The sequence below is a fragment of the Streptomyces sp. AgN23 genome (genome assembly GCF_001598115.1).
GTDB lineage: Bacteria > Actinomycetota > Actinomycetes > Streptomycetales > Streptomycetaceae > Streptomyces > Streptomyces antimycoticus.
Genome location: NZ_CP007153.1, coordinates 1,484,248 through 1,510,303, shown reverse-complemented (window position 1 = coordinate 1,510,303; position 26,056 = coordinate 1,484,248). Strand labels below are relative to the sequence as shown.

The window sequence follows — 26,056 nt, the reverse complement described above, 5'->3', positions numbered from 1 at the left end:
CCTGCTCGCCCGGCCCGGTAAGTTCCCGAGAGTCCTCACCGCGGGGAGCCTCTGAGATCTGCGCGTGGCCACCCCGGCAGTTCCCACGCTGAGAGTAGGTTTTCGTCAATGGCGTGTCGTATCAGTGAACTCGTGCTCGGTTGCCGCGACCCCGAGGTGCTGGCGCGGTTCTGGTGCGAGGTCCTGGACTTCGTGGTGCTCGATCGCGAGGACGACGGAACCCTCGAAATCGGGCCGCGCGAAGGGTTCGGCGGCCCGCAGCCGACGATCATCCTCAGCCGCAGGGACGAGCCGGAGCCCGGGAAGTCCCGGCTGCACATCGACGTCAACGCCACCGACCGCGATCAGGACGCCGAGCTCGAACGCCTCCTGAAGCTCGGTGCGCGCCGGGCCGACATCGGCCAGACCGGGGACGAGCAGTGGCACGTCCTCGCCGATCCCGAAGGCAATGAGTTCTGCCTGCTCAAGGCCCGCCTCGCGGCGCTATGACGGTCCTCGTCGTCAGCTGACATCCGTCAGCCCCACCGCCCGGCCTTCCGAGTCCCACGCGATCTCCTGGATCCGCGCCACGGCGTCGCGGTTCAGCGGCCCGAAGACATGGGGAAACAGGCTGTTCTCGGCAACGCCGGGCGGCGGGGCGGGGTTCGCGGCTTCCCATTCACATTTCGCGGTGAGCCGGTCCTCGTCGAGGAGCAGCGCCAGCAGTGGCCTCGGCGCAGTGCGGTAGAAGGCGTTGACGACGGCCAGCGTGGTCTCCTCGTCGGGAGAGCAGTGGATGAAACCGTCCTCCGTGAGGGAGGCGGGGCCATAGGGGCGGTCGGGAGCAGCGTTCCACTCGGCAAGCGGTACGACGTGGTAGATCATGACTCGATTAAACCGCCATCATCTGCCGCAGAGTGAGAGAACGATCGGCTCGCTCGTCAGCGCGGCCCCGGATTCGTCGCCGTCGCCGCCACGGCCCGGCACGGCGATGACAGACGTACAGGCCAGGGCTGCCAGTCGCCCCGGAGCCGGGCGAGATTCGCGGTGCACGATCTCTCCCGTCGACTCCATCAACCGCCGCTCCCGGACAGCCGGGCGTCACCGACGCCACGTACGCAGTCCGCCTTCACCCGCCCGCGGATCCGCTCTCAACGATCGGTGAGATGCGATCGCATGCCGTCGTTCCCGACCCTGCCGCGTACGGAGAACCACAGGCGGCACTCCCCGGCCCCTCAACGAGCGGGAACCCATGCCGCATCCGCCACGACTACTGATCCGGGGCAACCCGTGTGTCCAGTGGATCCAGGAGAGTTTCGATGCGTTCTCGTGTGTGGTGGGGTACGGCGGCGGTGCTGTGCGGCCTCCTCGTGGCGGGCTGCGGCGACGGCGGCGGCAGCGGCGACGGTGATCAGGCGGGCCCCGCCGACGAGAAGTCCGCCACCGGCGACTACCCGGTCACCGTCACCGATTGCCTGGGCGCCAAGGCCACGTTCTCCAAGGCCCCCGAGAGGATCGTCACCAGTAACGCCTCCAGCCTGGAGCTGCTGCTCCGCCTCGGGGCCGGTGACAACATCATCGGCACCGGCTTCCCGCCCGGCAAGGGCACCCTGCCCGGTGAACTCGACGCGCAGGCGCGGAAGGTGAAGGTGCTCGGCCAGTCGGTGATCCCGAAGGAGAAGCTCCTCGGCTCCGGCGCGGATCTGTACATCGACACCTTCGCCTCGATGAACATGGGCGGTGGCATGGGCGACGCGCCGACCGAGGAGGAGTTCAAGGCGGCCGGGATCAAGCACATCTACCTCAAGTCCACCGCCTGTGCGGCGCAGAACAAACGCCCGGTGACCGACCTGTCCGCGGTGGAGGCCGACATCACCTCCCTCGGCGCGGTCACCGGCACCGGCGCGAAGGCCAAGGAACTCGTCGACGGTATGAAGAAGAAGGTGGACACCGTCCGGAAAGCGGTCGGCAGGACGGCGGAGGGGGAGCGGCCGACGTACTTCTTCTTCGACTACGACGCCGGCACCAAGCAGCCCACCGTCGTCTGCAACCGCCAGATCGCCAACGCGGTGATCACTCTGGCCGGTGCCCGCAATGTCTTCGCCGACTGCGACGGCGACTACCAGCAGGTCGGCTGGGAGGACGTCATTTCCAGGAACCCGGACTGGATCCAGCTGGGCGTCCGCGACCGGGGCAGCGAGGCGGCGAACGAGAGGGCGTTCGACGAGGCACGGAAGTGGCTGAAATCGAACCCCGCCACCAAGGGCCTGAAGGCCGTCAAGGAGGGCCATTTCCTGCGCATCGGCTCCGAGCGGACCACCATCGCCGGAGTCGGGAACGCCGACACCGTCCGGGCAATCGCCAAGGCCCTCTACCCGGGCAAGGTCGGCTGATGGCGCTCGACGCCACGGTGAGCGGGGAGGGCAGCACCGATGCCCGTGTGCGCACGCGGCGTTCGGTGCCCGCCGTGCCGTTGGCGCTGCTCCTGGCGGTCGCGTTGCTCGCGGCCCTCACGGCGGCGGTCGCCTGGGGTGCCACGTCGATCCCGCCGGGCGAGGTGTGGAGCGTGGTCTGGCGCAGACTGACCGGCGAGGCCCCCCGGCCCGGCACCAACGACCTGATCGTGTGGCAACTGCGCCTGCCCCGCGCACTGTTGGCCGCCCTCGTGGGTGCCGGGCTCGGCCTGGTCGGTACGGCCATGCAGGCCCTCGTCCGGAATCCGCTGGCCGATCCGTACTTCCTCGGTGTCTCCAACGGCGCCTCCCTCGGCGCCGTCGCCGCCATCGTGCTCGGCCTCGGCACCGGGGGAGTGCTGGGCCTCGGGCTGTCCGGTGCCGCTTTCGCGGGAGCCCTGGCCACCTTCGCGCTCGTCTGGGCGGTGGCCCGGCGCGGCGGGGGGTTCGCGCCGCTCAGGCTGGTGCTCGCCGGGGTGGCCATCGGGCAGTTCCTGTCCGGCTTCACCAGCTATCTGGTGTTGCAGGCCGGGGACGAGCAGCAGACCCACAGTGTGCTGTTCTGGCTCATGGGCAGCCTGAGCGGCGCGAGCTGGCCGCTGCTGGCCGCCCCGGCGGCGGCGGTTCCGGCGGTCCTGCTGCTGTTGCAGGCCCGGGCCCGGGGCCTGAACGCGCTGCTGATGGGCGATGAGACGGCGGCCGGGCTCGGCATCGACGTCGTACGGCTGCGTCGTGAGCTGTTCGCGGTCACCAGCCTGCTCACCGGAGTCCTCGTCGCGGTCTCCGGGGCCATCGCCTTCGTCGCCCTCATGGTCCCCCACGTCTGCCGCCTGGTCGTCGGCGGCGACCACCGTCGTCTGCTGCCCGTGTCGGCGCTCTTCGGCGCGCTGCTGCTGGTGGTGGTCGACCTCGTGTGCCGCACGGCCATGGACACGCAGGAGTTGCCGGTCGGGGTCGTCACCTCGCTGATCGGCGCCCCGGCGCTGCTGTATCTGCTGGACCGGCGCTTGGGGAGCGGGAGTTGAGGATCGACATCGAGAACCTGCGGGTCGCGTATGCCGGACGTACGGTCGTGGCCGATGCCCACCTCATCGCGGCCGAAGGCGAGATCACCGGACTGGTGGGGCCCAACGGCAGTGGCAAGTCCACTCTTCTGCGGACCGTGTACCGGCATCTGAGGCCCGCCGCCGGACGTGTCCTGCTCGACGGCGCCGACCTCCGTGAGCTGAGCCCCGCGCGGTCGGCCCGGCACATCGCCGCGCTCCCGCAGGAGCGGGGCGGGGATTTCGAGCTGACCGTACGCGAGGTCGTCGCCATGGGCCGCACCCCCTACAAGCGGGCGTTCGCCGGGGAGGACGCCGCCGACCGGGACATCGTCGCGCGCGCTCTCGCGGACGTCGGCATGGGGGACCACGCCGACCGCGGCTTCACCGAGCTGTCCGGCGGCGAGCGCCAACGCGTGTTGCTGGCCCGCGCGTTCGCCCAGCAGCCGGACGTCCTGGTCCTGGACGAGCCGACGAACCACCTCGACGTCCGCCACCAGGTCGAACTCCTCGCGCTGCTGCGCGGCCGACACCGTACGACCCTGGTGTCGCTGCATGACCTCAACGCCGCCGCCTCCGTGTGCGACCGGCTGCACGTCCTGCACGAAGGCCGCGTGGTCGCCTCCGGAACGCCCCGCGAGGTGCTGCGACCGGCCCTGCTGGCCGAGGTGTTCGGCGTGCGCGCGGCCGTGGTCGAACACCCGCTGACCGGGGACCCGCTGATCGCCTTCGACCACCGGGAACCGGCGGACGGGCGGGCGGAACCGGAAGCGGCCGACCCGGCGGACGAGCACCAAGGGCAGCCTGTCAGCTCATCATGAATTGCAGCGGTTTTTTCTGATACATCCGGGAACTCACCTCGCGGTCCGCCCGACTTCTAGAGCGAGGCCGCCGCTCGGCGGCCGGTCTGCCAGAAGGACCAGAGGGAGGGGTGTATGATCGACGACGCGTCCGGTGCGGATCAGCCCGGGGACGTACCCGAGCGGCCGGCGGATCCACCCGAAGTCCGCGACCGCTGGCTCCTGGTGGCCGTGGCGGGCGCGCTGGCGTTTGTGGCGATGCTCGACATGAACATCGTCAACGTGGCGCTCGCGGACATCTCCCAGGGCCTGCGGGTGTCGGCGGCGACAGCCCAGTGGGCGGTCCTGGGCTACCAACTTCCCGTCGTCGCCCTCCTGTTGCCGGTCGGCCGCTGGCTCGACGCTGTGGGCACTCGCCCCGCGCTGCTGGTCGCGACCGGCGGCTTCGCACTGTGCAGCGCGCTTGCCGCCGCATCGCCGTGGGCCGCCTGGCTGATCGCCGCCCGGATCGGACAGGGCATGTGCGGCGCGGTGCTGTTCGTGTTGATGCCGGTGCTGGCGATCCGCTCCGTGCGGCCCGAGCTGCGCGGGCGGGCGATGAGCGTGCCCGCGACCCTCGGCCCCCTGGGCGCCGTCACCGGACCGGCGGTCGGCGGTCTGCTCCTGGACCATCTGGGCTGGCGCTGGATCTTCCTGGTCAAGATCCCGTTCTGTCTGCTGGCGCTGGCCGTGGTGTGGCGGGCGATGGCCGGGGACGGCCGTCTGCGCGGCGCGGACCGGCGCTTCCTCGCCGACACCGCCCTGATAGCCATGGGAGTGACGATTCTGCTGCTGTCTCTGACCCTGGCCTCCGATACCCCCGCCTGGCTGCCGCTCGCCCTCGTCGCCGCACCGCCGCTGTGGTGGTGGCTGCGGGGGCCGGGCGGGCGGCCGGTGGCCGGTGTGCTGCGGGCGGCGGGGCTGCTGCGGGCGCATGGCGCGGTGCTGGCGCTGGCGGTGGGTTTCGCCGCCATGCACTACGTGGTCGCCCTGCACCTCCAGCGCGACGAGGACGTCAGCGCGACCACCACCGGCCTGACGGTGCTCGTCTTCCCCCTCGGCATGGGGCTGGCGGGCCCGCTCGGCGGACGGCTCGCCGACCGGTACGGGGCCCGGCCCGTCGCGGTCACCGGCGCCGCGCTCACCGCCGTCGGCCTGTTGCTGCTCGTCCCGCTGGGCGACGGCTGGTCCCCTCCTGACGTGGCCTGGCGGCTCGCTCTGGCCGGACTCGGCATGGGCCTGAACGGCGGCCCGGCCCAGGCCCTGGTCATGGGCGCCGCCCCACCGGGCCGCGCCGCCACGGTCGGCTCGACCGTCCAGCTCGCCCGCAGCCTCGGTTTCACGCTCGGTCCGGCCCTGGCCACCGCGGCCTGGGGGCCGGCCGGTCCGGACGACGGCGTACGGGCGGGTCTGGCCCTCGCCACCCTCGCCGCCTGCTCCGCCGTACCGCTGCTCGCCCGGCCCGCCCGCGGTCCCGCGAACCCCACCGAGAAAACCGCCGACGCGGCGCCCGCCGCACCCCGCTGAACCCCCACCTCACCGTCACCGAGGAGTCGCACCCATGTGCGGAATCACCGGCTGGGTCTCCTTCCACCAGGACCCCCGCACCCAGGCTTCGGTCATCGAGGCCATGACCGCCACCCTGACCCCGCGTGGCCCCGACGCGGGCGGAGTCTGGCTCGGCCGGCGCGCCGCGATCGGCCACCGTCGCCTGGCCGTCCTCGACATCGCCGGCGGCGTCCAGCCGATGACCGACCGGCCCGACGCCCCGACCACCGTGCTCACCTACAGCGGCGAGATCTACAACCACCACGAACTGCGCGCACAACTCAGGGGCCTGGGGCACGAGTTCCGCACCCGCAGCGACACCGAGGTGGTGCTGCGCGCCTACGCCGAGTGGGGCGAGGAGGTGGCCGGCCACCTGGACGGCATGTTCGCGTTCGCCGTCTGGGACGAGCGGGCACACCGGCTGCTCCTGGTCCGCGACCGGCTCGGCGTCAAGCCCCTCTTCTGGGCGGAGGTGGACGGCGGTCTGGCCTTCGCCTCCGAACCCAAGGCGCTCTTCGCCCATCCGGAGCTACGGCCCCGGGTGGACGCGGACGGGCTGCGTGCGGCGTACAGCCTGCTCTTCACCACCGGGCCGACGGTGTGGTCCGGCGTGCGGGAGGTCGAGCCCGGCGGTGTGTTCCTTCTGGACCGGGACGGCATCCGCGAGCGCCGCTACTGGCAGTTGGAGGCCGACGCCCACCCGGACGACCGGGACGCGACCGTGGCCCGCGTGCACGACCTGGTGAGCACTGCCGCCCGCGCTCAGCTGGAGGCCGACGTCCCCCTGTGCTCCCTGCTGTCGGGCGGCATCGACTCCACCGTCCTGACCGCCCTGCTCGCCGACGAACTGCGCCTGCGCGAGGGCCCGGGCGCCCGGATCCGCTCCTACGCCGTCGACTACAGCGACCAGGCCGAGAGCTTCACCGGTGATGTTCTGCGCACCGGCCACGACACCCCGTACGCCACGGAAGCGGGCGCGTTCCTCGGCACCGACCACAGCACGGTGGTGCTGGACCCGCGTGCCCTGCTCGACCCCGAACACCGCAGGGCCGTGGTCGTGGCCCGCGACTCGCCGATCGGCGTCGGCGACATGGACACCTCGCTCTACCTCCTCTTCGGGGAGATCCGGAAGCACTCCACCGTCGCCCTGTCCGGCGAGGCGGCCGACGAGGTCTTCGGCGGCTACCCCTGGTTTCACAACCCCAAGGCGCTCGCCGCGCCCACATTCCCCTGGCTGTTGGTGACCGGCGACGAGGCCGCGATGCCACTCAACCCCGAACTGGACCTGCGTATCGGCGAGTTCCGCGACGACACCTATCGCACTGCCCTGGCCGCCGTACCGCACCTCGACGGCGAGACGCCCACCGAACACCGGCAGCGCGAGATGCAGCACCTCTCGCTCACCCGCTGGCTGCGTCAACTGCTGCACCGCAAGGACCGGTTGAGCATGGCGCAGGGCCTGGAGGTCCGCGTCCCCTACTGCGATCACCGGCTCGTCGAGTACGCCTTCACCACCCCCTGGACCCTGAAGAACTTCGACGGCCGGGAGAAGAGCCTGCTGCGCGCGGCGGCCACCGGACTGGCCCCCGACTCGGTGCTGCACCGACCCAAGAACCACTACCCGGCCACCCATCACCCCGACTACAACCGTGGCCTGCAGAACCTGGCCCGCGACGCCCTCGCCGACGACACCGTCCGCTCACTCGCCGACGAGACCCGCCTCAAACCCTGCCTCGACACCCCGCCCGGCCAACTGAAGTGGAGCCACCGCCTCCGCCTCGAACGCGTCGTCGACCTCGCCCTGTGGCTGGACCACTACCAGCCCGAACTCGCCCTTTGAGGAGCACCTCCCATGACCTCCCAGGAATCCGGGACGGCCCCCGATGCCCTGCCCGAGCCCGTGCCGCTGATGGGCTGCCCCTACAAGAGCAACCCGTACCCCCTCTACGAGCGGATGCGCGAGACCGGACCGGTGCACCGCGTCCTTTTTCCCAGCGGCGTACACGCCTGGCTCGTCACCGGCTATGACGCCGCGCACTCCGCGCTGGGCGACGACCGCCTCGGCAAGAACCACGACCGGGGCAACGACCGCTGGCGAGCCCGCGCCTCGATCATGCCCGAGCCCCAGCACTCCCAGCTCCAGGTCCACCTCCTCCACCAGGACCCGCCGACCCACACCCGCATGCGGCGCTTTGTCACCGACGCCTTCACTCCGCGCCGTACCGAGCACCTGAGGCCCCGTTTCCAGGAGCTGGCCGACGCCCTCGTCGACGCCCTCCCGGAAACCGGCCCCGCGGACCTTGTCACCGGCTTCGCCGCCCGCTTCCCCTTCCTGATCCTCGCCGAAGTCATCGGCCTGCCACCCGAGTTGGCGGCCCGCTTCGACCGCGACTGGGGCAAGGTCGTCCAGCCGGTCGGACCGACCGACCCCGGGCGCCCGCTGTACGAGGCCCGCCTGCACGGGCTGCAGAGCTACATAGCCGAGGTCGTCGCCCACAAGCGCGAACAGGGGGAAGACGACCTGCTCAGCCGCCTGGTCGCGGCCCGTGACCGCCGCGAGCTCTCCCAGGAGGAGCTGGACTCGATGATCTTCCAGCTCCTCGTGGCGGGCCAGGAACCGGTCACCAACCAGATCACCACCGCCCTGATCGCCCTCTTCCGCCACCCCGCCGAACTCGCCCGGCTGCGCGACAACCCGGAGCTGATGCCCCGCGCCGTCGACGAACTCCTGCGCTACGACAGCGCCTTCGAGCTGACCACCTGGCGCTTCTTCGACCGGTACAGCGACCTGCACGGCACCAAGGTCCCGGCCGGGGACTCGGTGATCGTCTCCCTGTGCGCGGCCAACCGCGACCCGCGCCGCTTCCCCGACCCCGACACCCTCGACCTGGACCGCTCGCCCAATCCCCACCTGGCCTTCGGCCACGGCGTCCACTTCTGCCCCGGCGCGTCCCTGGCCCGCGCCGAACTCCAGATCGCGCTGGGCACCCTCTTGGCCCGCCTCCCCGGGGTGCACCTGGCCATCGAAGACGGGGACATCGAGTGGATCCCGGCCGTCCTCGGCCGGGGGACCAACCACCTGCCCGTCGGCTACGACCGACGCGTCTGACCCGGCGCCTTTCGATCGCAGGCCCCCACCTGGCGCACGGGGCGGGTTCCGCACGCCACCGTGTGCGGACCGCCCCCGGCCGGCCACCCGCACCCCATCCGCCGGCGCCCGGCGTGCCACGCCGAGGCGCCCTACGGCCCTGCCCGCATGCCCCGCGTTGCGCATCCCTTCACGGAGGACCCCCCCATGCCGCTGACGACCGCACCGGACACCCGCCCCACGAGCAGCGTGAGCGCCGCCATCCTGGACCTGCTGCTGCCGTACCACCGCACGACCCACCCCTTGCCCACGGCGGCGGGGGCGTTCACGCGCCAGCTGCGCCAGATCGCCGGGTTCGTACGCGCCGGGGAACCCGTGGTCTTCACCCTGCCCGGCTTCCCCTGCAAGTCCCCGAACCCCGCAAAGGTCCTCGGCCACCTCCCCGACCAGGGTGAACGCCTCTCCCTCGGCTTTCTGAACACCCTGTGCGAGGAGATCGAGCGGGTCCACCCACCGGGCGCCCGCGTGATCATCTGCTCCGACGGCCATGTCTTCGGCGACCTGATCCGCGTCCCGGACGACCACATAGACGCCTATGCGGACGGACTCAGACGCCTCATCCTGGAGTCGGACCTGCACCGCCTCTCCGTCTTCGACCTGCGCGACGTCCTGGGCGACCTGCCCCACGACGCCAAGCGCGCCCAGGTGTACCAGCGGTACGCCCCCACCCTGGAGGCGCTGCGAGCCGAGGTCCGCTCCGAGGACCACACCCTCGCCCTGTACCGGGGCATCACCCGGTTCCTCGTCGACGACACCGCCGACTTCACCGGCACCCGCTCCGCCCTCCAACGCGCATGCCGCACACGTGCCTACGGCGTCATCCAGCGCAGCAGAGCCTGGGGCGACCTGATCGCCGAGCACCACCCGGGCTCCGTACGGCTGTCCATCCACCCCCAGCCCATCGGCGCCCTCAAATTCGGCATCCGCCTCCTCGACGCCGCCGACGTCTGGACCACCCCTTGGCACTCGGCCGCCCTGCACCGCACCGACGGCACCTGGACGCTCATGCCCCGCACCCGCGCGGAACAGCTCGGCCGTCTGGTCCACCGTGACGGCAGACCGAGCCACTATGAACAGGACTGAGCAGGTCACCCGCTCGCCAGGCGAGCCTGGTGCCGTGACGCGCGTCACGGCAAGGCGCCGGAACTCGGTTGCCGGGCGTCCCGACTCCTCTACCGGTACGGCCGGATCCGCTGAAGCCGTACGGAGCGATCGGGAGTTTCCTCATATGACGCAGCCCCGCCCACCTGCCCGCCGGACGCCAGGTGCGTTCCTGCCCACGTCACCGCCCCCGCCTGCGCTGTGTGGATTCCTTCTGCTGCTGGTGCTGGTGTTCGCCGTTTCCTACGCCGTCGGTGCGGGCGCCGGGCCCGTCGCCCCCGGCATGCACGGCACCAGTACGACAGACGGCGGCTCAGGAGACGGGCAGGGCGGTGGCGGCATGGACATGGGTGACATGGACCAGGGGAGTGGACGCTGATGGCCGGCGAACCGGCAGCGGTCGCCGTCGTGACCGACCTCGCCATCGGCGGCATGACCTGCGCCGCCTGTGTGCGGCGTGTCGAGAAGAAACTGGCCGGGCTGGACGGGGTCACGGCCGGCGTGAACCTCGCCACCGGCCGGGCACGGGTGAACCACCCGCCCGAGATCGGCTCGGACCAGCTGATCGCCACCGTCGAGCAGGCCGGCTACACCGCCGCGCTGCCCGAACCGCCCAGGAAGGAACGGCGCGAGGACGGGGATGAAGCGGAGGACGCCCGGCAGGAGCGCCACCGGCTGGTGACCACGGCGTTGCTCGCGGTCCCGGTGCTGGTCCTGTCGATGGTTCCCGGTCTGCAGTTCCGCAACTGGCAGTGGCTGTGCTTCGTGCTCGCCGCCCCCGTCGCCGTCTGGGGAGCCTGGCCCTTCCACCTGCGAGCGGCGCGCGGACTGCGACACTCGGCGGCCACCATGGACACCCTGGTCTCGCTGGGTGTCGCGGCGTCCTTCGCCTGGTCCTCCTACGCGCTGTTCTTCGGCGGGGCCGGCGGTACCGGGATGCGGATGCCCTTCAGCCTGGTGCCCACCGCCTCGGACGGCGTCGCCCAGATCTATCTGGAAGCCGCCGTCGGCGTACCGCTGTTCGTCCTCGCCGGCCGCTTCCTGGAGACACGGGCCCGGCGGGGGACCGGCGCGGCACTGCGCGCCCTGGCCCGGCTGGCCGCCAAGGAGGTGTCGGTACGCGATGGCGACGGCGAGCGCCTGGTCCCGATCGAGGAACTGCGGGTCGGTCAGGTCTTCGTCGCCCGGCCGGGGGAGCGCCTGGCCACCGACGGCACGGTGGTGGAGGGCAGCTCGGCCGTCGATCTCTCGCTGGTCACCGGGGAGAGCGAGCCGGTGGAAGCCGGCCCCGGCGCGTCCGTGATCGGCGGTGCCGTCAACGCGGGGGGTCTGCTCCTGGTACGGGCCACCGCGGTGGGCGCCGATACCCAACTGTCCCGGATCACCCGGCTGGTGACCGAGGCCCAGGCGGGCAAGGCGCGGGCGCAGCGGCTCGCCGACAAGGCCGCTGGCGTCTTCGTCCCGGTCGTGCTGACCCTGGCCGTCACGGTCCTCGGATTCTGGCTCGGGGCCGGCGCCGAGCCGCAGGCCGCGATCACCGCGAGCGTGGCCGTCCTGGTCGTGGCGTGCCCCTGCGCGCTGGGCCTGGCGACCCCCACCGCGCTGATGGCGGCGACGGGCCGGGGCGCCCAACTGGGCGTCCTGGTCAGCGGACCGCAGGCGCTGGAGGGCCTACAGCACCTCGACGCCGTCGTCCTGGACAAGACCGGCACCCTCACCTCCGGGCACATGAGCGTCGCCCGGGTCACCGCCGTGCCGGGCGGGCTCGGCGAGGAGGAACCGGTCCGGCTGGCGGGCGCCGTGGAACAGGGATCGGAACACCCGCTGGGGCGTGCCATCACCGCCCATGCCCGGCGCACTGTCTCCGGAGAGCCGCTCCCGGCCCTGACCGACTTCGTCGCGCTGCCGGGGAAGGGCGTGCGCGGGCGGGTGGAAGGACGGCTGATCGAGGTCCTGGCCCCGGACGACGCGTTGCCCCCGACACTGGCTCAAGCACTGTCGGCCTCCGAGACCGCCGCCCGTACACCGGTCGTGGTCCGCGTGGACGGCGAGCCCGAGGCACTGATCGAGGTCGGAGACGTGCTGCGTCCGGGAAGCTACCGGGCCGTGGAGCGGCTCCGCCGCCTGGGCGTGCGACCGGTGCTCGCCACCGGCGATCGCGAGGCGCCCGCCCGCGCCGTCGCCGCCGACCTCCGCATCGAGGAGGTGCACGCCCGTCGCACCCCGGAGGACAAGGCCGCCCTCGTCCACGAGCTGCGGGAGCAGGGCTACCGGGTCGCCGTGGTCGGTGACGGGGTCAACGACGCGGCCGCCCTGGCCGGGGCCGACCTCGGCATCGCCATGGGCACGGGCACGGATGTGGCGATCGGGGCGGCCGACGTGACGCTGGTACGCGGTGACATCGAGACCCTGGCGGACGCGGTCCGTCTCGCCCGCAGCGCGCTGGGCACGATCCGCGCCAATCTGCTCTGGGCGTTCGGCTACAACGTTGTGACCGTACCGCTGGCCATGGTCGGTCTGCTCAACCCCATGCTCGCGGCGGCCGCGATGTCGGTCAGTTCGCTGCTCGTGGTCGGCAACAGCCTGCGCCTGCGTGCCTGGCAGCCGTCGCCGACCGGCCCACGCCCCTCCCGGCCCGCCGCGCCTGCCGTCCGGAGGCCACTGTGACGCCCATGTACGCCGCCGGTGGACTGCCCGCCCGCAGCTGCGACCCGACACCGAGGTGGAGGCCCGCCCGATGACGACCCCCTCCTGGACGCCCACCCGCCGTCGCCTCACGGACTCCCTGCGGGCCGCGGCCGCTCCGTTCTGCGCCTGTGTCCTCGCACTGGGCGGCCTCGCCACCTGGACCGCCTCGGGCAACGCGGGCAGGCCCCCGCGTATCGGCGTCACCGACGCACAGCTCTTCCTCCCCGCCCCGGGAGTGCCCCGGACCGCCGCGTTCTTCCGCGTCACCAACACGGGCGGGGCGCAGAACCGGTTGGTCGAGGTGACCTCCTCCGCGGTCGCCGAGGGGATCTCGCTCAGCCGTCACCGGATGACCGGGAGGGGTGCCGCCTCCCGGCAACTCGCGGACTCCCTGCCCGTTCCGGCGGGCGGCACGCTCGACATGTCACCGTTCACCAGCGATGTGACCGTCCCGGCCACGGCCCGCTGGCGGGCCGGAGACCTGGTGCCCTTCACCCTCCGCTTCGAACACAGCGGACGTGTCGAGACCAACGCCGTCGTCGTGCGCCCCGGCGACAGGTGATCACGCCCGGGCGGCACCCGGTCCGGCACGCCTGTGAGCCCTGGCCAGGACGCCGCTGAAGATGACGACCGGGAGCACGGGCGTCGCGGGGAAGGCATTGGGTCCGCCGAAGCCGATCGCGTTCATCAGGGGCCCGGCCAGTCCGGCGCCCAGGGCCGCGACGACGTTCATGGCGGTGTCCGCGGTGCCCTGCACACCGGGCCGAAGGGCTGCCGGCGTGGCGCGAGCTGGTCCGTCTGGTCCGGGCCACCCCGGTCTGGATGGGCGCGGTCGCCGAGGTCGTCGCCCAGTACCCTTCCGCGTCCTGGCGGGACGCGGGACTGGCCGGTGCCGCGGTCAGCAGGCTGGGCCCGCTCCAGGAGATCCACGGCATGTCGGGGCCCCACGGCATGTCGGGGCCCGGCGGCCGGCCCGCCGCGCCCTTCGGATTCGCCCACGCCGGCGCCGTCGGCCCCGACTTCGAAGAGGCCGTCACCGCCCAGCTCGCCCAGTGCTTCGGCCTGGCCGCGGCCACTCCCGACATCCTGCGTGCGCGGAACCGGAGCACCGAGCGGTGGACCGTCCCGTCCACGGTGCGACGCCTTGCCGACTACTCGCCCTTCGGCCACCCCCGCTACCAGCAGCCCGCCCTCGACGGCCGACTGCACTGGGCGTCGACCGGGACGGCGACCGCGCACGCCGGACACATCGAAGGCGCCCCCGCCTCCGCGGAACGCGCGGCCCACGACGTCCTGGCCACGATGCCGGGTACCACCGGCCGCCGCGGCGTGAGCGCTACGAGCTGACCGGGGTGCGGAACCCGCGGAAGGTCACCGGCTTGCGGGTCTCGAAGCCCAGCCGTTCGTACAGCGCGATGGCGGCCGTGTTGGTGTCGGCCACATGCAGGAAGGGACGCTCGTCCCGGGACACGATGCGCGCGGCGAGCGCGCTGACCAGGCGGGCGGCGTGGCCTCGCCCACGAGCCTCGGGGGCGGTGCAGACCGCGCTGATCTCGGTCCATCCCGGAGGCCGTAGCCGTTCCCCCGCCATCGCCACCAGCGTGCCGTTGTCACGGATGCCGAGGTAGGTGCCGAGTTCGAGGGTGCGCGCCCAGAACGGTCCTGGCTCCGTCCGCCCGGCCAGGCCGAGCATCTCGGGCACATCGCCCGGGCCCAGTTCGACCACGCCAGTACGGGCCTCGGCCTGGGAAGGGACACGCGAGCCGGCGCCCGCCCAGACCATCTGACGCCCTCCGAGGACGAAGACGGGTTCCCAGTGCGACGGCGGGATCGACGGGCAGTCGAACATGTCCGCGAACCCGCCTGGCCCCAGCAGCCGGGCGAGGTCGGCCCACTCCGCCGCTCCCGCCTCGACGGGCACCGCGGAGAACGTCGCGACTCCCGGCAGGTAGCTGACGGCCCCGCCGCGTCCGCGGGCGAGATGCGCGTGGTGCCCCCGGAGCGACGCGCCCACCGGATCGTCGAGTACGACAGTGTTGCCGCCCGCCATGGTGCAGTGCCTTTCGTGTTGAGGGTCAGCGGGTGCGACCGCGGGCCTTGAGGGGCACCGGGGGGAGCTCCGGGGCGGGGAGTGGGTTGCCGTCGTAGCCGTGCACCGTGCCGAAGCGGGTGCCTGCCGCCCAGTCCTCCCGCGCCTGGGCGATCTCATCGTGGGAGCGGCCGATGAAGTTCCACCACATCACGATCTTCTCCTCGAAGGGCTCCCCGCCCAGCAGCATGAACGCGCTGTCCACATCCGCGCGCAGCGGCAGTTCGGTGCGCCCGCAGCCGAGGTAGAGGAGGGAGCCGGGGGCCAGGCGGACCCCGTCGACCTCGGCCTCGCCGGACATGGTGAGCGCCGCGTACTCGAAGTCGGGACGCACCGGCAGCCGGGCGTCGGTGCCGGCCGCGAGGGCGATGTCCGCGCCCATCAGCGGGGTGAACGTGGTGCCGGGCGAGGCCGCGCCGTCCAGTTCGCCGAGGATGACCGTCGCCCGCAGCCCTCCGCCGCCGGTCACCCGGGGCAGCTCGGCGTGGTGCTCCCACCCGGGGGCGATATGGCGGTCGCCGTCGGGCAGTGCGACCCACAGCTGGGCCCCGTGCAGCAGGCGGGCGTGCTCGCGCGGGGACTCCTCGGAGTGCGCGATGGCCCGCCCCGAGGTCATCAGCCCCAGCTCGCCGGGGCGCACCGTCTGCAGACTGCCGACGCTGTCACGGTGCAGCACCTCGCCGTCGTGCAGCCAGCTGACCGTCTGCAGCCCCATGTGCGGATGCGGAGGGACCTGCATGCCCGGCTCCTGGGCGATGTCGTCCGGGCCGTAGTGATCGATGAAGCACCAGGCGCCGACCATGCGCCGACCCAGGTTGGGCAGCAGCCGGCGCACCATCGTGGATTCGCCCAGCGGGACCTGTTTGGCGGCCAGCAGTTCGCGAACCGGCTGGGCGGTGACGTCATCGCGGCCGCCGCATACGGTCGCCGCGGGCCTCATATCGAGATTGCTCATGACCGCACTCTCCCATCGGGCGACGACTCGCGCTCACCCGTATGGCTCTGGGCGCGGCCGTACGAGGCGATCGCCCCGTACACCAGCGCCGCGCCCAGCAGCCAGCCGCCCAGCACATCGCTGGGCCAGTGCACGCCCAGATACAGGCGGGTGAAGCCGACGCCCAGCACGGACACCGCGGCCACGGCGATCATGAGCCGCAGCCACCTCGCCGGCGCACCGTGCAGTGTCATCAGCCACAGCAGCAGCCCGAAGGCGACGGTCGCGGTCAGGGCGTGGCCGGAGGGGAAGGCCGCGTAGTGCGCCGAGTCCACGGGATCCGGCCACCGGGGGCGCCCCCGGTCCACGGCGGCCTTCACCGCCTGTTGCAGCGCCGTGCCCACCGCCGCCGTGACGGCGACCCAGAGGGCGAGCCGCCGCTCCCGGCGCCACAGCAGCCACCCCACGGCCACGGCCAGCAGCGCACGCATCGCCCAGGGATCCCAGATCCAGTCCGAGAGCACTCTGTTGGTCCGGGTCCAGCCGTGGTGCTCCACGGCGGAGCGGTGCAGGGCGACGACGATCTCCCGGTCGACGTTCCCCAGGGGCCCCCAATGGGCGGCCACCAGGGCGAGCAGCACCAGGAAGAGCGCGGTGAACACGGCCGCGGTGCGGGCGGCTCGACGGTGATGGGTTGCCGGCTGCATGGGTCGATGATCGCCGACGGACGGGTCTCGGAGCCAGGAGGCCCCTCGGCCGGGAGCCGGGGGCTCTTCTGACGGCCGGGGGCCAGGAGCCTCGTGCCGCGAACGGCTACCCCAGCACTCGCAGCGCCGGGACGAGGGTCACCATGAGCGGGACGGCCGGGACGAGCGCCGCGGTGGCCGTAAGGCGCCAACGGCGGCCCACCGAGAGGCGGGAGGCCGGGGCCAGCAGCCGGTCCACCCGCTTCGGGACCTGGGCGAGCGCGCTGGGGCTGGAACCGAACACCCCGCGCTCCTCGTTGAGTTCGACCAGCGCGAGGGCGGTGGTCGTCCGCCCGAAGCGCCGGGACGCGGAGTCGTCGGCGGCCAGCTCGACCAGCCGGTGCACCTCGTCGCGGAACGCCGCGAACATGGTCACCTGCGGAAAGCCGGTGGCCAGCGCGCCCGAGCAGTGCAGCAGCCAGTGATGGCGGGCGCGGGCGTGGCCCTGCTCATGGGCGATGACGGCGTCCAGCCGACGGCCCTTGAGGCGGCGCAGCGCCGCCGTGGTGATGACGAGCTGGGGCGTGGTGCCCGGCAGCAACCAGGCGTCCGGCTTGTCGCCCTCCAGGACGACCAGACGCTCCCCGCTGGGCTCCTCACCGGGCAACGCGGGGGAGCGGACGAGGAGTTCCGCGCGGTGCTGCCTGCGCCAGGCGCGGGCGCGGCCGATCTCGCGGGTGAGCATCACCGCGCTCCAGACGGCCCCGAGGGCGAGCACGAGGGCGATGGGCGCGGCCAGCGGCCCGTAGCCGGAGAGCGCGTACGCCTCCACCACGCCCTTGGGTGCGGGGGCGAAGACATTTCCGCGCACGGCCTCCCAGGCGGCCGCGGCGGTGAGCGCCATGGTCAGCGCGCAGCACAACAGCACCCCGACGACCACGCACTGCCACACCCACAGGGCGAGCACAGGTTCGCGGTCGATCCAGTCGGAGCGGGACAGCAGGCGCGGCGCCATTGCCGCCGCCAGTGCGCCGAGGCCCATCAGCGCGAACGGGACCAACATGGCGGTCACCCTATGATCGCGAAGCTCGGACCGGGTACGGTCACGACGGGGAAGTGACGCATACCACGGTGCGGCTACGGGTGGGGCTATGGCCCGGCCCGCCGCCCGTTCACACGGTGAGCAGCATCGCGAACATCCCTATCCCCATCGACAGCCTGCAGGCATGCCGCAGCTCGGGCCGCCGTGACCAGCCGATACCGGACGAGCCCGCTCCTGCGCCCGCCCCCGCTCCGACCCCGGCACCGGCTCCCGCTGCGTCCGCGGCCCTGGCCCCCGTGCCGTCCAGCGCGCTGTCCGTCATCGGTACGAGCCGCAGCCCGGACCGTACGACGTAGACCGCGAAGTACACGAGCAGTACCCCGGTCAGCAGCGGCACCCCGCCCGCCATCCGGCCCGGTGCCATCCGGCCGGTGTGCTGGTGACCGCCCGTGGTGCCCATCATCATCGCGAGCGCCATATAGACCATCGCGAGCGCCCCGATGGCGTGATGCAGACGGTGCCCCGGAAAGCCCGCGCCGCTCGCCATCGGCAGCAGAGCCCTTACGGCGGCCACGGCGAAGACCGCCGCGAACGCGGGCGGGCCCCATGGACGGGGGTCCAGCACGGTGGAGGGCACCGCCATCGCCGCCATCCCCCACCCCATCAGTGCCTCGGCGCCCGCTACCCGCCGCCCCGGCCCGGGCGGCTCACCGCGCATCTGCAGCAGACAGTAGGCACCCGTGGCCGCGCACAGCGCGACCAGCAGCCAGCCGACGAGCGGAGTTCCGTACACGGCACACCTCCCGAAAGGGGGACGTAATGCCAGGAGACATCCCCTGCCGCGGGGCCACACACGCGAGCGCATGGGCGCAGCGGGGGAGCGCGAGGCGTGCGGAGTGGTGAGGGGCGCGAGGCGCGGTATGGCACCGTGAGAGATGCGGCCCGTGGATCATGCAGGCCCCCGCCGCACCACGGGACGTGCACAGCCGTTCTACGAGGAGGAGAGCCCGTGTCGAATCCACCGCTTCCCGAGGCCGCGGTCGCCATGCTCGAGAAGCCCAACCCGGCCGTGATCGCGACGATCCGGTCCGACGGCCAGCCCGTCTCCACGGCCACCTGGTACCTCTGGGACAACGGCCGGATCCTGGTCAACATGGACGAGGGCCGCAAGCGGCTCAGCCATATCCGCAACGACCCCAGGGTCACGCTCACCGTGATCGACGAGGCGAACTGGTACAACCACATCAGCCTCATCGGCCGGGTCGTCGAGCTCCAGGACGACGAGGACCTGTCCGGAATCGACCGGCTGTCCCGGCAGTACCTCGGCAAGGAGTACCCGCAGCGGGACCGCGGCCGGGTCAGCGCCTGGATCGAGATCGACCGCTGGCACGGCTGGGGCGAGCACAAGGAGAACACCCAGCCCGGCTGACGCCCGGTACCGCCCGCCGTCCGTCCCACCGCCCCTAGCCACCGCGAGCCGGGGGCAGGCGGGCGGACGGAGGGCGCCGGGGCGGCCGAACGGAGGCAGGGCGCCCGGCCGCCGTCGGGCGATGTGCGTAAAGGCCTCAGAAAGGGATCAGGAAGGTCGTCAGGGCCGGTACCGCATCGGATGGTCCTCGGGGACCTCCGCGACCGCGATGCGCACGCCGTCCGGATCCCGCGATCCGCTGCTAGATCCCCGGCCGGTAGCGAATCGGATGATCCTCTGGCACCTCGACGATAACGATTTCGAGTCCGTCCGGATCCGCGATCCACATCTCCACCAGCCCCCACGGCTCCTTCTTCGGCGGGCGCAGCACCTCGACCCCCTGCGCGGTGAGCTCCTTGTGCGCCGCCGCCGCGTCCGCGACCTGGAGCCACAGCTGGAGGCCCGGGGCGGGCGGGGTGTCGGAGCGGCCGGAGACCTCCAGGAAGCCCCCGCCGAGGAAGTAGACCGTGCCCCGCTCGGGGCCCGTCCCGAACTCCCGGAAGACCGCGAGACCCAGCGTCTCGCCGTAGAACGCCCGGGAGCGCTCGGGGTCCGTCGGCCGCAGCAGAATGCGACTGCTCAGTACGTGAACCATGCCGCGACCTTACGCAACCCGACCCGCTTGGGGCAGGTTAAGGTCACTCTGCCGTCACCACCGCCGATCGCCCCCACCCCCGCCCCCGAAGGGACCCTTCCGACGCCATGGACACCGCGGACGCCACCGTACGAGCCACCGCCTCCCCGCTCGCCTTCCGCCCGGCCACCGAGGCGGATGTGGAGGCGCTGGTGCTCCTGATCGAGTCGGCCTATCGCGGGGACGCCAGCCGCGCCGGATGGACCACGGAGGCGGATCTCCTGGCCGGGCGGCGCACCGACCGGGAGGGCGTCGCGGCCGTGGTGCGGGACCAGAACAGCCGCATGATGATCGTCGAGCGGGACGGTGAGCTGATCGCCTGCTGCCAGCTCGAGCATCGCGGCGACCATGCCTACTTCGGCATGTTCGCGGTCCGGCCCACGCTGCAGGGCGGGGGCCTGGGCAAGGCGATCCTCGCCGAGGCCGAGCGGTTCGCGCGGGCGGAGTGGGGCGCGACGGAGATGCACATGACGGTGATCACCGCCCGTGGGGAGCTGATCGCCTGGTACGAGCGGCGCGGCTACGCCCGTACCGGCGAGCGGTCCCCGTTCCCGTACGGCGATGAGCGGTTCGGCCTGCCGCGCCGTGCCGACCTCGAGTTCGAGCTGCTGGTCAAGCCCCTCGACTGAGCGCCGCTTACGCCGTACGGGTGATGGTGGCCCGCGAGGGTGTCACGCCGTGAAGCGCGCCGCCCGCCGGATCTCCGGGAAGTCGGTGGTGGCGCCGTCCAGGCGGAGGCCGCGGACCAGCTTCAGATGGTCGGGGGTGTTCACGGTCCAGCCGATGACCCTGAGGTCGGCGGCGTGCGCCCGCTCCACCAGCTCCAGGGTCACCCTGCGGATGTTGAGCACCAGCATCCCGGCGTCGACGGCGCGCGCCCGGTCGATCACATCGAGGCCGAAGCGGCTGGCCACGAGGGCGGTGCGGGCGGTCGGGAGCAGGCCGCGGATCTCGGCGAGCGCCTCGTCGTGGAAGGACAGGACGTCCACCCGGTCCAGCAGATCGCGGCCGGTCAGCACCTCCGCCAGCGCCCGGGCGGCCGCCGTGTCCTTGATCTCGGCCTGGAGCGGCGCCTTGACGGCGTCCACGACCTCCTCGAAGACCGGGATCCGCTCACCCTTCCCGGCGTCCAGCTCACGCAGCTCCGCGAGGGTGAAGTCGCTGATCGGGCCCTTGCCGTCGGTGGTGCGGTCGACGTTCGCGTCGTGCATCACCACGAGCGCGCCGTCCTTGCTGAGGTGCAGGTCCAGTTCGATGACGTCCATGCCCTCGTGCTCGGCGCGGACAAAGGATCGGAGGGTGTTCTCCGGCTCGACGCCCATCACTCCGCGGTGTCCGATGGTGAGAAAAGTCAACGCTGTCTCGCTCTTCTGACGGCCCTTGACGGCCTTCGTCGGGTCGTCTTCGTCGGGTCGGGGGAGGCAGTGGGGAGGCAGATTCGTCGGCTCTCGGCGGGCGGGCCGCCGGACCGGCGCACACCATACCGGCCGCTCATGACAGGACTGCTCAAGCGGGGCCGTGGCATGAGCGGAGCCGATGGGGGCAGGAAAAACTGCGGTGGCGCGGGTGTGGCGCAGGATGATTTCCCGTACCGTCGCTTGAGTGAGGGGGTGTTCGATAGATACGGTGGCTGCACGCAAGTTTCTCCGGTGAAGGAGTGGTCATGACGGAAATTCTTTCGTCCCCGATAGCTGAAGGTGGCGTTCTGCCTGCAGAGCGTGTGGTCGAACATCCGGCCTGGCCGACCCTCAAGGACGCCGTCGAAACGTTTCGCCCGTGGCAGTCCAAGGACGGCTCCATCGACTTCGACGCCGAGGGCGCACCCACCCGCGAGACCGCCGCCGCGACCATCGCCCGGGTGATCGAGGCCATCGAGGGGCTCGCCGCGCTGCTGCCGCACGACGCCGACTACCACCGGGCGGTTGTCGCGGATCTGCGCCGCTGGGCCGAGGGCGGCTTCGGGGTCCCCGACTTCCTCGACTCGCTGCTCGCCTTCCAGCCCGCCCGCACGCGCGCCGACGGCCTCCAGCACCTAGTGGTCTTTCCCATGTACACGCAGAACGGCAACCCGGACCGCAATCTGGAAGCCGTGGTGCTGCGCATGGTCTGGCCGGACTGGCTGGCCGAGCTGGAGCGCACCCGCTATGACAACCCGCTCTACTGCGGCCTGGCCTTCGAGGACTTCACCTCCGGCTACGACACCAACTCCGCGGTGCTCTTCCCGGAGACCATCGCCGTCCGCGAGGCCCCCGAGCGGTTCACCTGGGGCGGCATCTTCTGCGACCGCGAGGCGGCCCGCTTCCGCCGGGTCAGCGATGCCGCGGTCCAGGCTCTGGGGCTCGAACTCCCGGAGGACATCCGGGACATGCTCGCCGACCAGCGCCGCTGCCAGGAGGCGTTCGCCCTGTGGGACATGGTCCACGACCGCACCCACAGCCATGGCGACCTGCCGTTCGACCCCTTCATGATCAAGCAGCGGCAGCCGTTCTGGATGTACGGACTGGAGGAGCTGCGCTGCGACCTCACGGCCTTCAAGGAGGCCGTGAAGCTGGAGGCCGAGGGCGTCGCCCAGGGCCGTGACGTCCAGTACGCCGTGATCTTCGACCGGATGTTCCGGTTCCCCGTCACCGGCGCGCGGGTCCGCAACTACGACGGGCTCGGCGGCCAGTTGCTCTTCGCCTACCTCCACCAGCACGACGTCGTACGCTGGACGGACAACACCCTGCATATCGACTGGTCCCGCGCCTCGCAGGTCACCAACCAGCTGTGCGGCGAGATCGAGAAGCTCTACCGCGACGGCATCGACCGCCCCAAACTGGTCCACTGGTTCAAGGCGTACGAGCTGGTGTCGACGTATCTCGCACCTCACCCCGGCTCGGTCTGGGCCAAGGGCCCGGAAGCCCTGGACCTGACCCAGCCGCCGCGCAAGCTCGTCGATGACGTGCTCCCCGACGAGTTTCCGCTGAGCATGTTCTACGAGGCGCTCGCGAAGAAGCTGCGTGACGTGGTCGCCTCCACCAAGGGGATCACGGCCGGCAGCGACCTACCGGCGGCGGCATGAGCCCCGCGACGGCGGACAGCCGCCGTACGGGGAAGGACGAGGAGGCAGCGAGCATGACCACACCGACGTCGAGCCCCAGCCCGAACGAACCGGGCGAGCGGCCGCTGGACGGTGCGGTGGTGGCGGTGGCCGGCGCGGCCGGCCCGGCGGGCCGGGCCACGCTGCTCCGCCTGGCAGAGGCCGGTGCCACCGTCGTCGCCTCCGACTCCGACCCGGCGCGGCTGGCCGAGGCCGTGGACGCGGCGCGCTACGCCCACGGCGGCGCCAGCGTCACCGGCGAGACGGTCGACCTGCTCGACCTCGACGCCGCCCGCGCCTGGGCCGACCGCACCGAGAAGGAGTTCGGCCGGGTCGACGGGCTGATCCACCTGGTCGGCGGCTGGCGCGGCAGCAAGACCTTCGCCGACGCCCCGCTCGCCGACTGGGACACCCTGCACAATCTGCTGATCCGGACCGCCCAGCACACCTCCCTGGCCTTCCACGACGCCCTGCTGCGCAGCGGCAAGGGCCGCTTTGTACTGATCAGCGCGGGGGGCGCGGCCCGGCCCACCGCGGGCAACGCCGCGTACGCCGCCGCCAAGGCCGCCGCCGAGGCATGGACGCTCGCGCTCGCCGACTCCTTCCGCAAACTGGGGGGCGAGGGCGGCCCCTCGGCGGCCGCTGCCATCCTGGTGGTCAAGGCGCTGGTGCACGACGCCATGCGGGCGGAGCGCCCCAACGCGAAGTTCGCGGGCTTCACGGACGTCAAGGAGCTGGCCGAGGCCATCACCGGACTCTGGGACCAGCCCGCCCAGGAAGTGAACGGAACCCGCCTGTGGCTGACCCCCAAGCCGTGAGGACCGACGCCCGTCGCCACCACGATCCCGAGGTGAGCGGCTTCGCCAGCGACAACTACGCCGGCGCCCACCCGGAGATCCTCGCCGCGCTCGCGCTCGCCAACGGAGGCCATCAGGTCTCCTACGGCGAGGACGACTACACCGCGCATCTGCAGTTCGTCATGCGCAGCCACTTCGGCCCGCACGCACAGGCGTTCCCGGTCTTCAACGGGACCGGCGCCAATGTCGTCGCCCTGCAGGCGCTCACCGACCGATGGGGCGCGGTCATCTGCGCCGAGACGGCCCATATCAACGTCGACGAGTGCGGGGCGCCCGAGCGCGTCGGAGGGCTCAAGCTGCTCACCGTCCCCACCGAGGACGGCAAGCTCACCCCCGAGCTCATCGACCGCCAGGCATGGGGCTGGGAGGACGAGCACCGGGCGATGCCGCAGGTCGTCTCGATCGCCCAGAACACCGAGCTCGGCACCGTCTACACGGTGGACGAGATCCGCGCCATCTGTGACCACGCCCACGAACGCGGGATGAAGGTCCACCTCGACGGCGCCCGGATAGCCAACGCGGCCGCGTCCCTGGACGTGCCGATGCGCTCGTTCACCAACGCGGCGGGCGTCGACATCCTGTCCTTCGGCGGCACCAAGAACGGGATGCTCTTCGGCGAGGCCGTCGTCGTCCTCGATCCGGACGCGGCGGGCGCCATGAAGCATCTGCGCAAGCTGTCCATGCAGCTCGCGTCCAAGATGCGGTTCATCTCCGTCCAGCTGGAGGCCCTGCTCGCCCGCGATCTGTGGCTGCGCAACGCCCGCCACGCCAACACCATGGCCCAGCGGCTGGCCGACGGTGTGCGCTCGGTGGACGGAGTGACGATCCTCCACCCGGTCCAGGCCAACGCGGTCTTCGCCCGCCTCCCGCACGAGGTGAGCGAGCGCCTCCAGAAGCGCTACCGCTTCTACTTCTGGGACGAGGCCGCGGGCGATGTGCGCTGGATGTGCTCCTTCGACACCACGGAGGAGGACGTGGACGGCTTCGTCACCGCCGTCAAGGAGGAGATGGGCCGCTAGGCCCTTGGCGGGTGCGGTACGGGCGGGCCGCCGGGGCCCGCCCGCGCGGGTTTCGTTACCGGCCCCGGTCCAGGGCCAGCGCCTCGGCCGGGGTGGGAGCGGTGCCGCCCAGGTGGGCCGGGACCCACCAGGTGTCGTCCGGGCCCTTGGGCCGCACCGGATACGCCCGCTGCGCCGCCTCCAGCAGCTCCTGCACCCGGCCGCGCAGCCGCTCGGTCAGGGTGTCCGAGGGCTCGGTCGGGTCGGCCTCCATCGGCTCGCCGACCCGCACCGTGATCGGGAAGTGATGGCGGCCCAGCGCCCGCTTCTGGCCCTTGGTCCACAGCCGCTGTGTGCCCCACAGCGCCATCGGCAGCAGCGGGACGCCCGCCTCCTGCGCCAGCCGGGCCGCGCCCGACTTGAAGTTCTTGAGGGCGAACGACCGCGAGATCGTCGCCTCCGGGAAGACCCCGATGATCTCGCCGGAGCGCAGCGCCTTCAGGGCGTGCTTGTACGCGTCCATGCCCGCCGCGCGGTCCACCGGAATGTGCTTCATCGCGCGCATCAGCGGACCGGAGACCTTGTGCCGGAAGACCGACTCCTTCGCCATGAACCGCACCAGCCGCTTCGCCGGACGGGCGGTCAGCCCGCAGAAGACGAAGTCGAGATAGCCGATGTGGTTGCTCACCAGAACCGCGCCGCCCGCCTGCGGGATGTTCTCCGTGCCCTTGATGTCGAAGCGCAGATCGAGCGCCTTGAACATGGTGCGGGCCATGCCGATCACCGGCGGGTAGACGAGCTCTGCCATTGAGGACCCTTCGTCGTATGCCCGGGGAGGGTTCTCCCGGCGGAAGTTACGCGGCCGTAGGTTTCCGGCTTCTGCCAGATGGTGCCCGATGTCGTCTCGATGTGCTACCGGACGGCGCCGCCCGGTCAAGAGATCCTCATCACGTCAGGGACCTCCGGGGAATCTCCGGGCCGCCCGTAACGCTGCACGGGGGAGGTCCGATCGGGAGGAGGCAGGTGCGACACGGCGACGGAGGCCGGCGGCTGGGCGCCGCCGAGCTGGGCGCGGACCTGGGGGAGCGGGCGACGCTGCTCCAGTTCTCCAGCGCCTTCTGCCAGCCCTGCCGGGCCACCAGGCGGACGCTGTCCGAGGTGGCCGCGATGGTGGACGGGGTGGCCCACGTCGAGATCGACGCCGAGTCGCGGCTGGAGCTCGTCAGGGCCCTGGGCATCGTCCGTACCCCCACCGTGCTGGTGCTCGACGGGGCCGGGCGGATCGTGCGGCGGGCCTCCGGGCAGCCGCGCCGGGCGGATGTCATCGCCGCTCTGGGTGATGCCGTGTGAGCCACCGCGCCCCGGACGCACTTGACGGTCCGCACCCGACGTGGCCAGGCTGAACATCATGCGGCCTGGACTCCTTCTCTGCGGACGTGTGCACGAGGACCCGGTGCGGACCGCCGGCGC

At 72.1% G+C, this 26,056-nt stretch carries 28 protein-coding genes; 18 read left to right on the top strand and 10 right to left on the bottom strand.

Annotated features, from left to right (window positions below):
* The first annotated feature begins 108 nt into the window (after positions 1 to 108).
* Positions 109 to 489: a VOC family protein gene (locus tag AS97_RS06580; protein WP_210564501.1), complete on the top strand. Its 381-nt coding sequence runs from the start codon at positions 109 to 111 to the stop codon at positions 487 to 489.
* 12 nt (positions 490 to 501) lie between these two features.
* Here AS97_RS06580 and AS97_RS06575 read toward each other — a convergent pair whose 3' ends face one another.
* Entirely contained in the window at positions 502 to 864 is a 363-nt protein-coding gene (locus tag AS97_RS06575; RefSeq protein ID WP_086706166.1) for a DUF952 domain-containing protein, read from the bottom strand.
* A gap of 434 nt (positions 865 to 1,298) precedes the next feature.
* Here AS97_RS06575 and AS97_RS06570 point away from each other — a divergent pair, with 434 nt between their 5' ends.
* From AS97_RS06570 to AS97_RS06525, 10 genes are all read left to right on the top strand, one after another.
* On the top strand, positions 1,299 to 2,372 hold the full coding sequence (locus AS97_RS06570) for an ABC transporter substrate-binding protein (protein WP_210564500.1): 1,074 nt from the start codon (positions 1,299 to 1,301) through the stop codon (positions 2,370 to 2,372).
* Positions 2,372 to 3,457, top strand: a complete 1,086-nt coding sequence (locus tag AS97_RS06565; RefSeq protein ID WP_210564499.1) for an iron ABC transporter permease — start codon at positions 2,372 to 2,374, stop codon at positions 3,455 to 3,457. The genes AS97_RS06570 and AS97_RS06565 overlap by 1 nt, the downstream gene beginning before the upstream one ends.
* On the top strand, positions 3,454 to 4,296 hold the full coding sequence (locus AS97_RS06560) for an ABC transporter ATP-binding protein (protein WP_210564498.1): 843 nt from the start codon (positions 3,454 to 3,456) through the stop codon (positions 4,294 to 4,296). Before AS97_RS06565 ends, AS97_RS06560 begins: the two co-directional genes overlap by 4 nt.
* A gap of 114 nt (positions 4,297 to 4,410) precedes the next feature.
* Positions 4,411 to 5,841, top strand: a complete 1,431-nt coding sequence (locus tag AS97_RS06555) for an MFS transporter (protein ID WP_210564497.1) — start codon at positions 4,411 to 4,413, stop codon at positions 5,839 to 5,841.
* Positions 5,842 to 5,875: 34 nt separating this feature from the next.
* Complete coding sequence (asnB, locus tag AS97_RS06550) at positions 5,876 to 7,702, top strand: asparagine synthase (glutamine-hydrolyzing) (protein WP_059149386.1); 1,827 nt, start codon at positions 5,876 to 5,878, stop codon at positions 7,700 to 7,702.
* Between the two features lie 12 nt (positions 7,703 to 7,714).
* Positions 7,715 to 8,971, top strand: coding sequence for a cytochrome P450 (locus tag AS97_RS06545; protein WP_059149387.1), 1,257 nt, complete (start codon positions 7,715 to 7,717; stop codon positions 8,969 to 8,971).
* Positions 8,972 to 9,157: 186 nt separating this feature from the next.
* The gene (locus AS97_RS06540; protein WP_210564496.1) at positions 9,158 to 10,093 is read left to right on the top strand and encodes an isocyanide synthase family protein; all 936 of its coding nucleotides are present in this window, start codon (positions 9,158 to 9,160) and stop codon (positions 10,091 to 10,093) included.
* A 145-nt stretch (positions 10,094 to 10,238) separates the two neighbouring features.
* Positions 10,239 to 10,490 carry a hypothetical protein gene (locus tag AS97_RS06535; RefSeq protein ID WP_059149389.1) on the top strand — a complete coding sequence of 84 codons (252 nt, stop codon included), beginning with the start codon at positions 10,239 to 10,241 and terminating at the stop codon, positions 10,488 to 10,490.
* Positions 10,490 to 12,778 carry a heavy metal translocating P-type ATPase gene (locus AS97_RS06530; protein ID WP_210564495.1) on the top strand — a complete coding sequence of 763 codons (2,289 nt, stop codon included), beginning with the start codon at positions 10,490 to 10,492 and terminating at the stop codon, positions 12,776 to 12,778. The genes AS97_RS06535 and AS97_RS06530 overlap by 1 nt, the downstream gene beginning before the upstream one ends.
* A 70-nt stretch (positions 12,779 to 12,848) precedes the next feature.
* Positions 12,849 to 13,361, top strand: coding sequence for a copper chaperone PCu(A)C (locus tag AS97_RS06525; protein WP_210564494.1), 513 nt, complete (start codon positions 12,849 to 12,851; stop codon positions 13,359 to 13,361).
* Here the strand turns inward: AS97_RS06525 and AS97_RS06520 are convergent, their stop codons facing one another.
* A complete protein-coding gene (locus AS97_RS06520) occupies positions 13,362 to 13,532 on the bottom strand; it encodes a hypothetical protein (RefSeq protein WP_156107857.1) in 171 nt (56 codons plus the stop codon).
* A gap of 38 nt (positions 13,533 to 13,570) precedes the next feature.
* Between AS97_RS06520 and AS97_RS06515 the strand changes: the two genes are divergently transcribed.
* Positions 13,571 to 14,146, top strand: a complete 576-nt coding sequence (locus AS97_RS06515; protein WP_349017635.1) for an FAD-dependent oxidoreductase — start codon at positions 13,571 to 13,573, stop codon at positions 14,144 to 14,146.
* On the opposite strand, the gene AS97_RS06510 is transcribed toward AS97_RS06515, so the two are convergent.
* The 5 genes from AS97_RS06510 to AS97_RS06490 form a co-directional block, all read right to left on the bottom strand.
* Complete coding sequence (locus tag AS97_RS06510; RefSeq protein WP_125762233.1) at positions 14,136 to 14,849, bottom strand: GNAT family N-acetyltransferase; 714 nt, start codon at positions 14,847 to 14,849, stop codon at positions 14,136 to 14,138. The genes AS97_RS06515 and AS97_RS06510 overlap by 11 nt on opposite strands.
* A gap of 25 nt (positions 14,850 to 14,874) precedes the next feature.
* Positions 14,875 to 15,843, bottom strand: coding sequence for a pirin family protein (locus tag AS97_RS06505; RefSeq protein ID WP_210564492.1), 969 nt, complete (start codon positions 15,841 to 15,843; stop codon positions 14,875 to 14,877).
* Positions 15,840 to 16,529, bottom strand: a complete 690-nt coding sequence (locus AS97_RS06500) for a phosphatase PAP2 family protein (RefSeq protein ID WP_086709491.1) — start codon at positions 16,527 to 16,529, stop codon at positions 15,840 to 15,842. The genes AS97_RS06505 and AS97_RS06500 overlap by 4 nt, the downstream gene beginning before the upstream one ends.
* Positions 16,530 to 16,635: 106 nt before the next feature.
* Positions 16,636 to 17,571: a M56 family metallopeptidase gene (locus AS97_RS06495; RefSeq protein ID WP_210564491.1), complete on the bottom strand. Its 936-nt coding sequence runs from the start codon at positions 17,569 to 17,571 to the stop codon at positions 16,636 to 16,638.
* Positions 17,572 to 17,680: 109 nt separating this feature from the next.
* Entirely contained in the window at positions 17,681 to 18,343 is a 663-nt protein-coding gene (locus tag AS97_RS06490; protein WP_210564490.1) for a DUF5134 domain-containing protein, read from the bottom strand.
* A 216-nt stretch (positions 18,344 to 18,559) separates the two neighbouring features.
* Here AS97_RS06490 and AS97_RS06485 point away from each other — a divergent pair, with 216 nt between their 5' ends.
* Positions 18,560 to 18,979 (top strand): PPOX class F420-dependent oxidoreductase, encoded by a 420-nt coding sequence (locus tag AS97_RS06485; protein ID WP_059149397.1) that lies wholly within the window; start codon positions 18,560 to 18,562, stop codon positions 18,977 to 18,979.
* 241 nt (positions 18,980 to 19,220) lie between these two features.
* On the opposite strand, the gene AS97_RS06480 is transcribed toward AS97_RS06485, so the two are convergent.
* Positions 19,221 to 19,613 (bottom strand): VOC family protein, encoded by a 393-nt coding sequence (locus tag AS97_RS06480; RefSeq protein ID WP_059149398.1) that lies wholly within the window; start codon positions 19,611 to 19,613, stop codon positions 19,221 to 19,223.
* Positions 19,614 to 19,720: 107 nt separating this feature from the next.
* Here AS97_RS06480 and AS97_RS06475 point away from each other — a divergent pair, with 107 nt between their 5' ends.
* Positions 19,721 to 20,281, top strand: coding sequence for a GNAT family N-acetyltransferase (locus tag AS97_RS06475; protein ID WP_210564489.1), 561 nt, complete (start codon positions 19,721 to 19,723; stop codon positions 20,279 to 20,281).
* 42 nt (positions 20,282 to 20,323) lie between these two features.
* Here the strand turns inward: AS97_RS06475 and AS97_RS06470 are convergent, their stop codons facing one another.
* Complete coding sequence (locus AS97_RS06470) at positions 20,324 to 21,007, bottom strand: glycerophosphodiester phosphodiesterase family protein (protein ID WP_059149400.1); 684 nt, start codon at positions 21,005 to 21,007, stop codon at positions 20,324 to 20,326.
* 308 nt (positions 21,008 to 21,315) lie between these two features.
* Here AS97_RS06470 and AS97_RS06465 point away from each other — a divergent pair, with 308 nt between their 5' ends.
* The 3 genes from AS97_RS06465 to AS97_RS06455 are packed head-to-tail and all read left to right on the top strand — an operon-like array spanning position 21,316 to position 24,607.
* Positions 21,316 to 22,713, top strand: coding sequence for a DUF6421 family protein (locus tag AS97_RS06465; RefSeq protein WP_210564488.1), 1,398 nt, complete (start codon positions 21,316 to 21,318; stop codon positions 22,711 to 22,713).
* A gap of 53 nt (positions 22,714 to 22,766) precedes the next feature.
* A complete protein-coding gene (locus tag AS97_RS06460; RefSeq protein ID WP_086706911.1) occupies positions 22,767 to 23,549 on the top strand; it encodes an SDR family NAD(P)-dependent oxidoreductase in 783 nt (260 codons plus the stop codon).
* Positions 23,546 to 24,607 carry a low specificity L-threonine aldolase gene (locus AS97_RS06455; RefSeq protein WP_210564487.1) on the top strand — a complete coding sequence of 354 codons (1,062 nt, stop codon included), beginning with the start codon at positions 23,546 to 23,548 and terminating at the stop codon, positions 24,605 to 24,607. Before AS97_RS06460 ends, AS97_RS06455 begins: the two co-directional genes overlap by 4 nt.
* Before the next feature lie 55 nt (positions 24,608 to 24,662).
* Here the strand turns inward: AS97_RS06455 and AS97_RS06450 are convergent, their stop codons facing one another.
* Entirely contained in the window at positions 24,663 to 25,394 is a 732-nt protein-coding gene (locus AS97_RS06450; protein ID WP_059149404.1) for a lysophospholipid acyltransferase family protein, read from the bottom strand.
* 215 nt (positions 25,395 to 25,609) lie between these two features.
* Here AS97_RS06450 and AS97_RS06445 point away from each other — a divergent pair, with 215 nt between their 5' ends.
* A complete protein-coding gene (locus AS97_RS06445; protein ID WP_125761162.1) occupies positions 25,610 to 25,936 on the top strand; it encodes a thioredoxin family protein in 327 nt (108 codons plus the stop codon).
* Positions 25,937 to 26,056: the final 120 nt, after the last annotated feature.

Excerpts from the sequence above, each read along its gene's own strand:
- AS97_RS06580 (WP_210564501.1), top strand. The coding sequence starts at position 109 with ATGGCGTGTCGTATCAGTGAACTCGTGCTCGGTTGCCGCGACCCCGAG.
- AS97_RS06505 (WP_210564492.1), bottom strand. The coding sequence starts at position 15,843 with ATGAGCAATCTCGATATGAGGCCCGCGGCGACCGTATGCGGCGGCCGC.
- AS97_RS06520 (WP_156107857.1), bottom strand. The coding sequence starts at position 13,532 with ATGAACGTCGTCGCGGCCCTGGGCGCCGGACTGGCCGGGCCCCTGATG.
- AS97_RS06495 (WP_210564491.1), bottom strand. The coding sequence starts at position 17,571 with ATGTTGGTCCCGTTCGCGCTGATGGGCCTCGGCGCACTGGCGGCGGCA.
- AS97_RS06460 (WP_086706911.1), top strand. The coding sequence starts at position 22,767 with ATGACCACACCGACGTCGAGCCCCAGCCCGAACGAACCGGGCGAGCGG.
- AS97_RS06545 (WP_059149387.1), top strand. The coding sequence starts at position 7,715 with ATGACCTCCCAGGAATCCGGGACGGCCCCCGATGCCCTGCCCGAGCCC.
- AS97_RS06450 (WP_059149404.1), bottom strand. The coding sequence starts at position 25,394 with ATGGCAGAGCTCGTCTACCCGCCGGTGATCGGCATGGCCCGCACCATG.
- AS97_RS06535 (WP_059149389.1), top strand. The coding sequence starts at position 10,239 with ATGACGCAGCCCCGCCCACCTGCCCGCCGGACGCCAGGTGCGTTCCTG.
- AS97_RS06555 (WP_210564497.1), top strand. The coding sequence starts at position 4,411 with ATGATCGACGACGCGTCCGGTGCGGATCAGCCCGGGGACGTACCCGAG.
- AS97_RS06525 (WP_210564494.1), top strand. The coding sequence starts at position 12,849 with ATGACGACCCCCTCCTGGACGCCCACCCGCCGTCGCCTCACGGACTCC.
- AS97_RS06480 (WP_059149398.1), bottom strand. The coding sequence starts at position 19,613 with ATGGTTCACGTACTGAGCAGTCGCATTCTGCTGCGGCCGACGGACCCC.
- AS97_RS06500 (WP_086709491.1), bottom strand. The coding sequence starts at position 16,529 with ATGCAGCCGGCAACCCATCACCGTCGAGCCGCCCGCACCGCGGCCGTG.
- AS97_RS06465 (WP_210564488.1), top strand. The coding sequence starts at position 21,316 with ATGACGGAAATTCTTTCGTCCCCGATAGCTGAAGGTGGCGTTCTGCCT.
- asnB (WP_059149386.1), top strand. The coding sequence starts at position 5,876 with ATGTGCGGAATCACCGGCTGGGTCTCCTTCCACCAGGACCCCCGCACC.
- AS97_RS06570 (WP_210564500.1), top strand. The coding sequence starts at position 1,299 with ATGCGTTCTCGTGTGTGGTGGGGTACGGCGGCGGTGCTGTGCGGCCTC.
- AS97_RS06575 (WP_086706166.1), bottom strand. The coding sequence starts at position 864 with ATGATCTACCACGTCGTACCGCTTGCCGAGTGGAACGCTGCTCCCGAC.
- AS97_RS06510 (WP_125762233.1), bottom strand. The coding sequence starts at position 14,849 with ATGGCGGGCGGCAACACTGTCGTACTCGACGATCCGGTGGGCGCGTCG.
- AS97_RS06475 (WP_210564489.1), top strand. The coding sequence starts at position 19,721 with ATGGACACCGCGGACGCCACCGTACGAGCCACCGCCTCCCCGCTCGCC.
- AS97_RS06565 (WP_210564499.1), top strand. The coding sequence starts at position 2,372 with ATGGCGCTCGACGCCACGGTGAGCGGGGAGGGCAGCACCGATGCCCGT.
- AS97_RS06530 (WP_210564495.1), top strand. The coding sequence starts at position 10,490 with ATGGCCGGCGAACCGGCAGCGGTCGCCGTCGTGACCGACCTCGCCATC.
- AS97_RS06540 (WP_210564496.1), top strand. The coding sequence starts at position 9,158 with ATGCCGCTGACGACCGCACCGGACACCCGCCCCACGAGCAGCGTGAGC.